Source organism: Azorhizophilus paspali, assembly GCF_043587585.2.
GTDB classification, from domain to species: Bacteria; Pseudomonadota; Gammaproteobacteria; order Pseudomonadales; family Pseudomonadaceae; genus Azotobacter; species Azotobacter paspali.
On sequence record NZ_CP171449.1, the window covers coordinates 1,810,314 to 1,823,351 of the forward strand.

Annotated in this window: 12 protein-coding genes; 11 read left to right on the forward strand and 1 reads right to left on the reverse strand. The window is 65.2% G+C overall.

Annotation, left to right across the window (positions count from 1 at the left end; genetic code table 11):
* The first annotated feature begins 76 nt into the window (after positions 1-76).
* The 11 genes from ACGI6K_RS08965 to ACGI6K_RS09015 all read left to right on the forward strand — a co-directional run bounded on the left by ACGI6K_RS08965 (position 77) and on the right by ACGI6K_RS09015 (position 12,642).
* Positions 77-1,297 (forward strand): type III polyketide synthase, encoded by a 1,221-nt coding sequence (locus ACGI6K_RS08965; RefSeq protein WP_376946553.1) that lies wholly within the window; start codon positions 77-79, stop codon positions 1,295-1,297.
* Positions 1,294-2,523: a 3-oxoacyl-[acyl-carrier-protein] synthase III C-terminal domain-containing protein gene (locus ACGI6K_RS08970; RefSeq protein ID WP_376946550.1), complete on the forward strand. Its 1,230-nt coding sequence runs from the start codon at positions 1,294-1,296 to the stop codon at positions 2,521-2,523. Before ACGI6K_RS08965 ends, ACGI6K_RS08970 begins: the two co-directional genes overlap by 4 nt.
* Positions 2,520-4,430 carry a 4'-phosphopantetheinyl transferase superfamily protein gene (locus ACGI6K_RS08975; protein ID WP_376946548.1) on the forward strand — a complete coding sequence of 637 codons (1,911 nt, stop codon included), beginning with the start codon at positions 2,520-2,522 and terminating at the stop codon, positions 4,428-4,430. The genes ACGI6K_RS08970 and ACGI6K_RS08975 overlap by 4 nt, the downstream gene beginning before the upstream one ends.
* 91 nt (positions 4,431-4,521) lie before the next feature.
* Positions 4,522-5,274: an ABC transporter ATP-binding protein gene (locus ACGI6K_RS08980; RefSeq protein WP_376946546.1), complete on the forward strand. Its 753-nt coding sequence runs from the start codon at positions 4,522-4,524 to the stop codon at positions 5,272-5,274.
* On the forward strand, positions 5,271-6,521 hold the full coding sequence (locus ACGI6K_RS08985; protein ID WP_376946544.1) for an ABC transporter permease: 1,251 nt from the start codon (positions 5,271-5,273) through the stop codon (positions 6,519-6,521). The genes ACGI6K_RS08980 and ACGI6K_RS08985 overlap by 4 nt, the downstream gene beginning before the upstream one ends.
* Before the next feature lie 40 nt (positions 6,522-6,561).
* A complete protein-coding gene (locus tag ACGI6K_RS08990) occupies positions 6,562-7,551 on the forward strand; it encodes an outer membrane lipoprotein-sorting protein (protein WP_376946542.1) in 990 nt (329 codons plus the stop codon).
* 172 nt (positions 7,552-7,723) lie between these two features.
* Positions 7,724-8,956 carry a hypothetical protein gene (locus ACGI6K_RS08995; RefSeq protein WP_376946539.1) on the forward strand — a complete coding sequence of 411 codons (1,233 nt, stop codon included), beginning with the start codon at positions 7,724-7,726 and terminating at the stop codon, positions 8,954-8,956.
* A 63-nt stretch (positions 8,957-9,019) separates the two neighbouring features.
* Positions 9,020-10,375 (forward strand): glycosyltransferase, encoded by a 1,356-nt coding sequence (locus ACGI6K_RS09000; protein WP_376946537.1) that lies wholly within the window; start codon positions 9,020-9,022, stop codon positions 10,373-10,375.
* A gap of 52 nt (positions 10,376-10,427) precedes the next feature.
* The gene (locus tag ACGI6K_RS09005; RefSeq protein WP_376946534.1) at positions 10,428-11,795 is read left to right on the forward strand and encodes an ACP S-malonyltransferase; all 1,368 of its coding nucleotides are present in this window, start codon (positions 10,428-10,430) and stop codon (positions 11,793-11,795) included.
* Complete coding sequence (locus ACGI6K_RS09010; RefSeq protein WP_376946532.1) at positions 11,792-12,241, forward strand: DUF2147 domain-containing protein; 450 nt, start codon at positions 11,792-11,794, stop codon at positions 12,239-12,241. Before ACGI6K_RS09005 ends, ACGI6K_RS09010 begins: the two co-directional genes overlap by 4 nt.
* 107 nt (positions 12,242-12,348) lie before the next feature.
* On the forward strand, positions 12,349-12,642 hold the full coding sequence (locus tag ACGI6K_RS09015) for a hypothetical protein (protein ID WP_376946529.1): 294 nt from the start codon (positions 12,349-12,351) through the stop codon (positions 12,640-12,642).
* Here ACGI6K_RS09015 and ACGI6K_RS09020 read toward each other — a convergent pair.
* Positions 12,620-13,027 (reverse strand): VOC family protein, encoded by a 408-nt coding sequence (locus ACGI6K_RS09020; protein WP_376946527.1) that lies wholly within the window; start codon positions 13,025-13,027, stop codon positions 12,620-12,622. The two genes, ACGI6K_RS09015 and ACGI6K_RS09020, sit on opposite strands and share 23 nt — an antisense overlap.
* Positions 13,028-13,038: the final 11 nt, after the last annotated feature.

A 13,038-nucleotide genomic window follows, 5' to 3' on the forward strand; every position in this document is an offset into this window, starting at 1 on the left:
CCACGGTTGAGGTTTTTCCCACGCTGGTGCGCGCGGGATCGCTGTTTAAACAACCGCTTATCAAGGAGGAAACACCATGAGCAGTCCCCACAACGCAGTTCTCACCGGCTTCACACCCGTACAACTGGCCAAACCCGTTCCCCAGGCGCTAACCCTGGAGCTGTCGGCCTATGCCTTTACCCGTGCCTACTGCATCAAGAACGGTGTCGGGCTGGACGACGAGGCGGGCTTCGCCAAGGTCTACCAATCGGTCAAGGAGAAGTTCGACAAGTACGCCCTGTCGTCCACGCAGATCAAGCGGCGTCAACTGATCTTCTTTCCGAAAGTCTCCGACATCCACTTCGCCAACGGTCACGTCGATATCGCGGCGCCCGAGCATGCCTACCTGAAGCTGTACGACATGGCCACCGACCCGCGCGGCTCCGACCTCAAGGTCCGCCACGAAAGCTACGCCAAGGTTGTCGACCAGGGGCTGGAGCGGATGTTCCAGGACAGTGCCGAAGCCCCCGACGATCTGATCCACGTGACCTGCTCGGGTTATCTGGCGCCGAGTCCGGTCGAGCGCATGGCGGCCGATCGCGGCTGGTTCGAGACCACGGTGACCCACAGCTATCACATGGGCTGCTACGGCGCCTTCCCGGCGATCAAGATGGCCCACGGCATGCTTTCCTCGTCGCGCTTCGGCATCACCCCGGTCAAGCACCGGGTGGATATCGTGCATACCGAGCTGCTCTCGGCGCACAACAACATCGTCGATGCGCGGGCGGAAAACATCATCACCATGACCCTGTTCGCCGACGGCCTGATCAAGTACTCGGTGCTCTCCGAGGAGGAACTGCACCGCCAGGGTGGGCACGGCCTCCGGGTCCTGGCGATGAACGAGCACCTGCTGCCCGACTCGGCCGACGAGATGACCTGGGTACCGGGCTCGCACCAGTTCCTGATGACCCTCACGCCCATGGTGCCGGTGGTCATCAAGCGCCATGTCCGCGACTTCGTGGTGAAGCTGCTCGAACGCGCCGGCATCGACTTCGAGCGGGAGAGACTCGAACTGACCTTCGCCATCCATCCCGGCGGACCGAAGATCGTCGAGCACATCCAGGAAGATCTGGGGCTCAGCGATGAGCAGGTGGCGGTCAGCAAGAGCGTATTCCTGGAGAACGGCAACATGTCCTCCGCCACGATTCCCCACATCCTCAAGCAGGTCCTCGAAGAGGTGGACGTGGGCACGCGCGTCCTGTGCCTGGGGTTCGGTCCCGGATTGACTGTCACCGGAATGGTGCTGGAGAAAATATGAACGACATGGTCCACCCCAACAGTGCGGTCCTGGCCGATTTCACCCCGGTTCAACTGGCCAAGCCGGTGCCTCAGCGCATCACTCTCGAACTGAGCGCCTATGGTTTCGCCAAGGCCCAGTGCTTGAGCAACGGCATTACCGACGAGGAGGGTTTCGTCCAGGTCTACAAGACGGTGAAAGAGAAGTTCGACAAGTACGCCGTGTCGCCCGCGCAGATCAAGCAGCGGCAACTGGTCTATTTCCCGAAGTTGACCGACATCCGCTTCGGCGATGGCAACTTCGAGATCGCCGACCCGGAGCCGGATCAGGCCCACCTTAGGCTATTCGACATTAAGAAGGACCCGCGCGGAGCCGATCTCAAGACCCGCCACGAGAGTTTCGCCAAGGTCGTCGACAAGGGGCTAAAGCAGATGTTCGAAGACACCCTCGAGGCGCCCGACGATCTGATCCACGTGACCTGCTCGGGTTATCTGGCGCCGAGTCCGGCCGAGCGCATGGTGGCCGACCGCGGCTGGTTCGAGACCACGGTGACCCACAGCTACAACATGGGCTGCTACGGCGCCTTTCCGGCGATCAAGATGGCCCACGGCATGCTCGCCTCGGCGCAGTGGGGGGCCACTCCGCCGAAGACCCGGGTCGACATCGCGCATACCGAACTGATGTCCGCGCACAGCAACATCACCGAATCGCGGGTAGACAACATCATTTCGGCGACCCTGTTCTCCGACGGGTTGATCAAGTACTCGGTCTACCCCGAGGACGAGCTGCGCCGCCAGGGGCTGCGCGGCCTGCGCATCCTGGCAATGAGCGAGCACCTGCTGCCGGACTCGGCCGACACCATGACCGGGGTGCCGGGCTCGCACCAGTTCGTCATGACCCTCTCACCCCTGGTACCGGCGATCATCAAGCGCCACGTGCGGGCCTTCGTGGTGGACCTGCTGCGGCGCGCCGGCATGGACTTCGAGCGCGACAAGCACGCCCTGAGCTTCGCTATCCACCCCGGCGGACCGAAGATCGTCGACCACATCCAGGAGGAACTCGGCCTGGCCGAGGACCAGGTGGCGATCAGCAAGAGCGTATTCCTGGAGAACGGCAACATGTCCTCTTCCACGATTCCGCACATCCTCAAGGCGTATCTGGAAGAGGCCACCGTCGGCACCCGTATCGCATGTCTCGGCTTCGGGCCGGGGCTGACCGCGGCCGGACTGGTTCTGGAGAAGATATGAGCAGCGCAAACCTTTCCCATCTGGTATTCGATACCAACAGCGAAATACCCCTGATCGCCCGCGTCTACGAGGTGGAATCCGCCGAGGAGTTGCGCGGCGAGGAGCCGGTCGAGGAAACCGTGGCGGTGGTTGCCGCCGTGGAGCGCGAAGCCAAGTCGACGCGTGACCGGGAAGCCGTCCGCTCGGTCGCGCAGGCACAGTGCGCCGAGCCCGGTCCCGCCGCCGAGCCGCTGGAGGAGGGTGCTCTGCCCTTTGTCGGCCAGGTGCTGGCCTATGTTCCCGGCGAAGCGCTGACGATCCGGCGGCGCCTGCACCTGGACGAGGACCTGTTCCTCGCCGACCACACCTTCGTCCATGCCCCCGGGGTCAAGCCGCTGTCCGCCTGCATGCCGGTGCTGCCGCTGACCATGAGCCTGGAGGTGATGGCCGAGGTGGCGGCCTGCCTGGTTCCCGGCCTGGGGCTGATCGGCTTCGAGGAAGTCAAGGCGAGCCGCTGGATCGAGGTCTCCGACCGCGACAGCGAGGTGCTGGAGGTCAGCGCCCAGGTGCAGGAGGTCGATGCCGACGCCAGCCTCTGGCGGATCGCCGTGGCGATCCGCGGCGAGGGGCAGGAGCAGCCCTCGACCACCGCCAGCGTGTTGTTCTCCACAGCCTACCGGGTCGATCTCGACCTGGCCTTCGGCGCCTTCAGCAATCCCTATCGCCTGCCGCTGAGCGGCGAGGATATCTACCGGGAACGCCACATGTTCCACGGGCCGTGCTTTCACTGCCTGACCGGCGAGATCATCCTCGCCGACGAAGGCGGGGTGGCGGACCTGTTGACCCGGCCGCCGACCGGACTGTTCCGCTCGATCGAGCGGCCCCAGTTGCTGCTCGATCCGGCCCTGCTCGACGGCATCGGCCAATTCCTCGGCGTGTGGGCCATGGAGCGTGACCGCTATGTGCTGCCGATCGGTTTCGGCAAGCTCGAACTGTATCGCGCGACGCCACCGGCCGGCACCCGGGTGCCGATCCGTATCGAGATCGTTCGCGAAGAGGCCATGACCCTATATGCCAACGTGGAGATCCAGGACGGTTCCGGCGGGGTCTGGCTGCGCGTCCGCGAGTGGGGCGGCATCAAGTTCCGCCATCCGGCTCGGGGGCTCGATTTCCGCCGCCAGCCGACTCGCCACCTGCTGAGCCGTCCCCTCGAACTGCCGTCGCTGGCCAGGGGCGTGAAGGCTTTCCAGATCGCCAAGGCCGATACCCAGGGGTTCGATCCGCTGCTGCTCGCTCGTTACTACCTGCATTCGGACGAGATGCCGGCCTTCACCGCCAAGGCCACCGTCCCGCCGCGCCAGCAGCAATGGCAACTCGGCCGGGTGGTGGCGAAGGACGCGGTGCGCGCCTGGCTCGTCGAACGCAGCGAGCAGGCGGACATGCTGCACCCGGCGGCCTTCGCCATCGACAGCGCGGCGGCTGGCCAGCCGCTGGTGGCGGCGCTGGAGGGGTACGCGCGGATGCCGAGGGTCAGCATCGCGCACTGTGAGGACCGGGCGGTGGCGCTGGCCGCGGAATTGCCAGTGGGCATCGACATCGAGCAGATCCGTCCGCGCGCCGCTGGTTTCCTGGAAAGCTTCAGCACGGCCGGCGAGCGCGAACTGCTGGACGAACTGGCGGCGGAGGGGGCAGCGCGGGATGAGTGGATCACCCGCCTGTGGTCCGCCAAGGAGGCCGCCGGCAAGTTGCTGGGCAGCGGCCTGGATGGGGCTTTGCAGCGCTTCGAGGCGATCGCCGTCGACGGTACCGGCAACTTCATCATCCAAGTCCGCGACGGCGACCGGCTGATCAGCGTGCACAGCGTGCGCGACGAGAATTTCATCATCGCCTACGCGACGACCGAAACCGCCGGCGCATCCGGCCGCTAACCGGCGCGGCGTCCGGGCCTATGGCCCGGACGCGCCCGGATTTCGCCGACCAGCGGAGATTTCAAGGCATTGGACGCATCAGGAAACCGACATGAATACCGTCACTTTGATAGGCATGGCACCGCTCGTCGAGCTGCGCCGGGCCACCAAGCATTACCAGATCGGCGAAAAGCCGGTGATCGCTCTCAAGGGCATCGACATCAGCATCCAGGCGCGCGAGTTCGTCGCCATCTGGGGTCCCTCGGGGTCCGGCAAGTCGACCCTGTGCAACCTCATCGGCATGCTCGACTCGCCCACCTCGGGCAACGTGCTGATCGACGGCCAGGAAGTCGACGACCTGTCGGACAACGCCCGCAGCGAGTTGCGCAACCGGACCATCGGCTTCGTCTTCCAGAACTTCAACTTGATACCGGTGCTCTCGGCGCTGGAGAACGTCATGCTGCCGCTGCAGATCGCCGGCGCGTCCTCCGCCGTCGCCCGTGAGCGGGCGCTGGAACGGTTGACCGAGGTGGGCCTCGAGAAGCACGTCGCCCACCGTCCGGCCAAGCTCTCCGGCGGCCAGCAGCAACGGGTCGCCATCGCCCGGGCATTGGTCACCGACCCGGCCTTGGTGATTGCCGACGAGCCCACCGCCAACCTCGACTCCGGCAACGCCCGGCGGATCATCGAGCTGATGCTCGACATCAACGCCAGTCACGGCACCGCCTTCGTCTTCTCGACCCATGACCAACGCCTGCTGGAGAGCGTCAAGCGCCGGGTTCTGATGCAGGACGGCGAGATCGGCAGCGACAGCCAACCGGCGCGTCCGGGAACGCAGACCCGCATCGCAGGGAGCCGCCCATGATCACCTGGTTCAAGCTCGCCACCCGCAACCTATTCCGCAACGGCCGCCGCTCGTTGTTCACCGTGATGGCGATCGGTCTCGGTTTCGCCGCGGTCAACGCCTTGGGCGGTTTCACCGCCTACATCTTCACCAGCCTGGAGGACTCCTATATCCACATCCAGGGCAACGGTCACATGTCGATCTTCAAGAGGGGCTTTCTCGACGAGGGCAAGCTCGACCCGACGCGCTACCTGCTCAACGAGCAGGAGGTCGCCACGATCGACGAAGTGCTGGCCGCCCACCCGGAAATCCTCGTCTCGACGCCCGAGCTGAACATTTCCGGCCTGGTCAGCAACGGCGAGGTGTCGACCATCTTCCTCGCCAGCGGCCGGGTGTCGTCCAAGGTCGATGTCATTCGCAGCCGTTCGCGGACCAAGGTGGGCAACATGCAGTTGTTCGACGGCCAGCCGATGACCGACGAGCAGTCCAACGGCGTGGGCATGAGCCAGGGGCTGGCCGACCAGCTCAGGTTCAAGCAGGGCGACACCGTGGTGGTCATGGCGCCGACCGTGAGTGGGCAGATCAACGCCCTCGACGGCCAGATGCTGCAGACCTTCAACTCGCCGGTCGAGGCGCTGGAAGACAAGCTGATGCTGGTCAACCTGGAGTTCGCCCAGAACCTCTACGACACCACCAGCGTCGACCGGATCAACGTCCTGCTCGGTGACGGCATGCTCACCGAGCCGATGCGCGCGACCTTGCAAAACGAGTTGGCCGCTCGCGGCCTGGAGGTAGAAATCAAGACCTGGAACGAGCTTTCGACCTTCTATACCAAGGTCAAGAACATGTTTGACGTGATCTTCCTGTTCGCCTTCCTGATCGTCTTCACCATCGTGGTGATGAGCGTGGTCAACACCGTGGGCATGGCGATCATGGAGCGCACCCGGGAGATCGGCACACTGCGCGCCCTGGGCGTGAAGCGGCGCGGCATCGTCGGGCTGTTCGCCCTGGAGAGCATGCTGCTCGGACTGATCGGCTCGCTGGTCGGGGTGCTGCTGACCCTCGCCGTGTGGTCGAGCATCGCCACCCTGGAGCCGACCTGGATTCCGCCGCAGATCACCCGGCGCATCCCGCTGGAGGTCTACCTGGTTCCCAGGGAAATGCTTTGGAGCCTGCTGGCGCTGATGGTGCTGTCCCTGCTCGCGGCGAGCCTGCCGGCGCGCAAGGCGGCGCGAATGGAGATTGTCGGCGCGCTGGGACACGTATGAGCCGCTGGAACAGGTTTTCGAACCGACGGAGATTTGAGAGATGAACGGACTTTCCCGCATTTCCGCATTCGGTCTGGCACTGCTGATCAGCACCCTGGCCGTCGCGCAGAACGCCGAGCCGACCGCGAAGGCAGTCCAGGAGGAGCGGGGCTTCTTCGGCCGGCTGTTCAATGGTGGCGATAGCGAGCCCGCCGAGCGCGCCGCGACTTCCCGGCCGGCGGCCGAGTCGAGCAGCTCGGCGGCCGTTTCGGCCGCCAGCCAGCCCTCCGGGCCGAGCGCGCCGGCGCGCGCCGAGCGCGAGGCCAAGGCGGTTCCACAGGTGGCCAAGGCCAGCGTACCGGTGTCGCTCGCCGGCTCCGCCGACCCTTACCAGATCCTCAAGCGGGCAGACGAGTCGCGCGGCAACCTGCAGGGCATCGCCTGGAACGTGGAGATCGAAGCCAACGAGAGGGGCCGCACCGACACCATGCTCTACGACATCAAGGCGCGCGGTTTCAACATCTCGGGCATCAACATCGCGCCGCCGAAGTCCAAGGGGCAGAAGTTGCTCATGCTCGACAACAACATGTGGTTCCACAAGCCGGGCCTGAGCAAGCCGATCCCCATCTCGCTGCGCCAGAAGCTGATGGGCCAGGCTTCCTATGGCGACGTCGCCTCGACCAACTACGCCGAGGACTACGACGCGACCCAGTTGCCCGACGAAACCGTGGAGGGCGTGGACTGCTACGTCTTCGACCTGAAGGCGCGCAACTCCAAGACCACCTACGACCGGATCGTCTACTGGGTGGACAAGAAGCGCCTGGTGGGGGTGAAGGCGGACTATTACACGCTGTCGGGCAAGCGCTTCAAGTCGGCGAACATGCAGTACGCCAGCACGGTGAGCATCAATGGCGAAGTCCGTCCCTTCATTTCCGAGATTGCCATCTACGAGGAGTTGATGAGCGGCGACGTCACCACCTTGAGCATGAGCAAGCCGAAACTCGCGCCCTTGCCAGACTTCATCTTCAATATCAACCTGTTCATGAAGTGAGCCCGCCGGTATGGAGCGCTCCGGCATGAGGGGATGGTCACGGACGACGAGCCCGGCATTGCCTCTGCGATACGGAGCGTCCCATACTTGTCCACTTGGGCTCGATGCCCCAGGGATATTCAACGAAGTATGGACGAATTCGGATATGGCATGGATGGCAGAGATGGCAAGGATGGCGCATCGTTTGGGACTGGCACTGCCTCTGGCGGGCATGGCGATCCAGGTGGGAATGGCGAGTGCGGACGAGCTTCCCGAGCTGGGCGGGGAGCAGCCAAGCCTAGCCGATGAGCTGGCGAGCGGTTTCTATTCGCGTATCAACCTCATGGCCTACACCCTGTTCCAGGAAACGGAGGAGTCGACCCTCAACCCCGACAATGCCGCCGAGATACCGCGCTACCAATGGGTGCTCAACCCGCGGGCGGATTTGAACCTCAGCTTCCGCAACTGGGAGTTCGCCCTCAAGCCGCGCGCCGAGGCGATCTGGGAGAAATGGGAGGACGGCCCGCGCGACGGCGACGACCAGGACAGTTCGGAGCTGTTTCTCACCGAAGGCTGGGTGCGCTACCGGCCTTTTGACGAACTGACCCTGTCCTACGGGCGGGAGAACCTGCAGTGGGGGCCGTCGGTGATCCTTTCGCTGTCCAACCCCTTCACCCGCGACAACGGCCGCAACAACCCACGCGTCGAGGTGCCCGGCCTGGATTATTACCGGGCGATCTGGATTCCCAACGAAACCTGGACGCTCTCGACGATCTACAACTACGGTCCGGGACGTTCCGACGACGTCGAAAGCTACATGTCGGGACAGCCCACGCTGGGCGGCGGCCGGGCGGCGAAGGACGAGTTCGAGAAGATCTACGCGGTCAAGCTCGACTACACCGGCTCCTCGGGCTATGCCTCGATCATCCACTCCTACCGGGAGAGCGATCAGCATCAGACCGGCTTCTTCGCCGGTTGGAACGCCTCTGACGCCCTGCTCCTGTATACCGAGGGCAACATCAAGCACGAGGGCAAGACCGGCTACCAATTCGGCGCCTCCTACACCCTGGAGATCGGCCCGACCGTCAACATCGAGTATCTGCGCGACAACAACGGCTGCGACGACGGACCGATGATCGGTTGCTACCTGGAGGGCAAGATTAACACCCGGAGCGTTCTCTACCGGCAGAATTACGCGATGATCCAGGTCACCGACAACAGCTCGATCCCGGATCTCGAATACAACGTCCGCTACCTGAGGAACCTCGACGACGAGTCCCAACGTTTCACCGGCATTCTCGAATACGACGTGACCGATCACGTCCAGGCCTATTTCACTGGAAACATTTTCACCGGCGGCGACGACGACGAGTTCGGGACGTTGCTGCGCTATTCGGTGTTCACCGGCATTAGCTACACCTTCTGAGCGTTCACTGAGCGAGGAGGGACGCGGCGGCACCCGCATCCTTTCCCATGGACCGGAGGCAGCATGAACAAGCCGACTTTCGCATTCGTCACCATTGGTAGTGGTTCTTATCTTGGCTCCACCGTTCGCGACTTGACCATCGCCAATATCCTCCACCGACGCGGCTACAAGGTGGTGGTCTACTGGATGATGGAGTGGAGTCCCGAACTGGCCGATCCCGGTATCGAGCACCGGCTGCTCTGTCACGGCACGCGCTACCAGTTCCGACGACCCTCGGCGTTCATGGATCAGGTGGTCGGTTCGGCCGCCTTCCTGCTCCCGCCGCGCTTGCGGGTGCAGGTCACCCAGGGCATCAACGGTTTCGTCGACCGCATGCTCACCCACCTCATCCGCTCGCTGCATGCGACGCCGGATTCCGACGCCGGCCTGGTCCGGCGCCTGCGCCGTTTCATCGCCAAGGACGAAGTCAGCCACCTGATGATGAGTTTCGCTTCTCTCGGTACGCTCGCCTTGGCCGCCAAGCGCCAGGGCGGGCTCGATTTCGACTACGTGCTGACCTTCCAGGGCGACGAGCAGTTCGCCGACTACGCGCGGCGCAGCGACCTGTTCGAGGCCTACCGTAAGCGCCTCAACGAGGCCGTCGCCGGCTCGCGCTGGCCGGCCCTGCTGGTCAGCAGCGACTACCTCGAACGGATCGCCGATGAGCTGCAAGTGCCGCGGGAACGCATGAGCGTCCTCTACAACGGCATCGAGCTGTCCCCGCCGTCGGCCAGGCCGCCACGCGCGCGGCTCAGGCAACTCTTCCCCCGACTGCGGGAGGACCTCCCCATCATCACCTACTTCGGCCGCCAGGAAGCCGAGAAGGGGATCGACCTGCTGCTCTACGCCGCCCGCCTGCTGAAGGCGCGTGGCGTCGAGCTGCAACTGGTGGTCTGCGGCGCCACCGCTAAGGGCGAATCCTACAAGAGGGTCGTTGCCGACCTCGCCGCCCACCTCGGCCTGCCGATCCATCAGGCGGGAGCCGTATCCGGGGAGATCCGCGACACCCTGCTCGCCCACAGCCACTGCGTGGTTTACCCCTCGGTGAACCGCGAGGCCTTCGGCCTGGTGGTGGCCGAGGCGATGGGCCATGGCACGCCGGTGCTGGTGCCCGACTACGGCGGCATCACCGAAGTGATGCGCGACGGCGAGCGAGCCGGCGGTCTGACCTTCAAGGCCTGGGACAGCGGCGATCTGGCCCGGCAACTGGAAGTTTTGCTGGCGAATGCGTCGCTCCACCGCGAACTGGCGGGAAATGCCCGCCCGCTGGCGGAGCGCTTCACGGCCGAGCGCATGACCGATCGCGTTCTGCAACATCTGGGCGTTATAGATCGGCAGGGGCATTCGTCAGCGGACGGCGGCATGTCCAGGGTGGCATGAAGGGCCGGGCGGCGCTGCCCGGTGCTCGATCCATTACAAGGAGAGTTTTTCTATGAGCCAAGTTTCCAGTTCCAAAATCATGTTTGTCTTTCCCGGACAAGGCTCGCAGTACGTGGGCATGGGCAGCGACATCCATCGCCATTTTTCCTGCGTGCGCGACCTGTACGAGCGAGCGAGCCAGGCGATGGGCTTCGACGTCGCGGAACTGTCCTTCCAGGGACCGGAAGAGCGGCTCAATGGCACTGAGTTCACCCAGATCGCGTTGCTCACCCATTCCATCGCCTGCCTGGCGGCATTTCGCGAGCTCACTGGCGAAGCCTGGACGCCGGACGTGCTGGCCGGGCACAGCCTGGGCGAATACTCCGCGCTGGTGGCCGCCGGTGCCCTGGACTTCGAGGACGCGCTGCGGCTGATCCGCATGCGCGGCCGGCTGATGTCGGAGTTCGGGCGCGGGCGGATGGCCGCCCTTCGCCTCGATCTCGACTCGATCAGGCCGCTCGCCGAGGCTCGCTACTGCGGTATCGGTGGCTGCAACCTGCCCGATCAGACCGTGGTCTGCGGTTTCGAGCGTGATCTGGCGGCGCTCATGGAGGACGTGGCCGCGCGCTTCGGCCGCGCCAAGGCCGGGCGCTACTTGAAGACCGAAGGGGCCTTCCACACCTACCTGATGATCGGCGCTGCGGAGCGCTACCGTCCGCATCTCGACGCTGCCGCCCTGGTGGCTCCCCAGGCGAAGGTCCTCTCCAACTATACCGGCGACTATCACGCCGACGATCCCGAGCAGATACGCGCCGCCCTGTTCTTCCAGATGTTCCATCCGGTGAAGTGGATGGGCGGCCTGCGCCGGGCGATCGACGACGGGGTGAACCTAGTCGTCGAATTCGGCGGTGGCATCGGCCGCGACCAGCCGGGCCGCGTGCATGCTCCGGAGAGCCGCAAGCCCAACCTGGAGGGCATCATGCGCAAGGCTTACGTCGCCTCCGGCCGCCGCGGCCTGTACCTGCCGGCCATCAACCGGGCGACCCTGGAGCGGGCGGCGCGTACCCTGGAGCTGCTGTGCAGCGCTTCGCCGATGGAGCCGGTATGGGTGGACGAGCGGCATTTCTCCCTGCACCTGCCCCTGCACCAGGGCACCGTCGACGAGGATAGCCTGGGATTGGGCCGGCTGGTCCAGGAACTGGGGCTCAGGCGGGTGGTGGAAACCGAAATCGAGGAGGACGACGACAGCCTGCTGACCCTCAAGACCTATTGCGACGAGGGAATAGCGAGCGCCGAGCCCTATCTCGAAGTCGTGGTCGGCGGGGAAACCGGCGCCTTCCTGCACTATCGCGGCGACGCCATCCGCTATGAGCTGGCCGCCCTGCACGCACGCCTGGAGCACCCGGCCCCGGCCATCCGGGCCGGCGGCCTCGCCAGATGAGCGTGCGATGGCTATGCCTTTGCTGCGCCCTGGCGGCCCTGCCGGCCGCTGGCGCCGAATCCGGCGATCCGCTGAGCGGACTGTGGATGATCCGCGACCAGCGGACCGGCGAGCCGCGCGCGCTGGTCCGCATCGACCGGCAGGGCGACGAGTACCGGGGCACCGTCGAGAAGGGCCTGCGCGGGCCGAACGCCGACTCACCCTACTGCGACAACTGCGAGGGCGAACGTCGCGGCAAGCCGCTGCTCGGCATGACCATCCTCAGCGGCGTGAAGCGGCGAGGCGAGGTCTACGAAGACGGGAAAATCCTCGACCCGGACAGCGGCAAGGTATACGACTGCCGCCTGAGCCTGCGGGAGGGCGGGCGGCAACTGCAGGTGCGCGGCTTCATCGGTACTCCCCTGTTCGGCGAGACGCGCACCTGGGACCGGGTCGAACGGCCCTGAAGTCCGCCACTGTCCTGGCGTCAGAAATAGGGATTGGACAGTCGTTTCAGGCCATGGCGATCGCGCAGCGTCGTGCCTTCGTAGTGGGTGCGGAACAGCCCGCGCTTGTGCAGCAGCAAGACGACCTCTTCGACGAAAGTTTCCAGCAGGATCTTCAGCCGGGTCAGGGCGTCCAGCGCACCGAAGGGTTCGTCGGCGAGCAGCAGTTACGGTCTGCGCACCAGCGACCGGGCCAGGGCGACCCGCTGCTGCTCGCCGCCGCAAAGCTGGCCCGGCCAGGCGTTCTCGCGTCCTTCGAGGCCCACGCTGGCCAGCGCCTGGCGGCCCGCGCGCAGCGGGCCGGGGGCGTCCAGCCCGAGGGTGATTCGCCACGGGGGGTCAGGCCGTCGCCGGTCCCTTGAGTTCGACGAGCGTACCTTCCGGGTCGGTGATGTAGAGGGAGGGGCCGCTGCCTTCGGCACCGTAGCGCGATTCCACGGCGCCGGCCTCGATGCCGTGCTCGGCCAGGCGCCGGCGGATCTCTGTCGCGTCGAACGGCTCGATGCGCAGACAGAAATGGTCGAGGTTGCGTCCTTCCCGGCCGGGCGCGGCGCCGCCGGCGCTGCCCAGCCTGCCGGTGATGGGAACCAGATCGATCAGGGCGCTTCCGGCGCGCAACTGGACAAGGCCAAGTTCGTCTTGGCGGCGTTCGACACTGCAACTCAGGACTTCGCAGTAGAAGCGCAGCATCTTCTCCAGGTCGACGACGCGCAGCACCAAGTGGTCGATTCCAAGAATGCGGAACATGACGGGCTCCG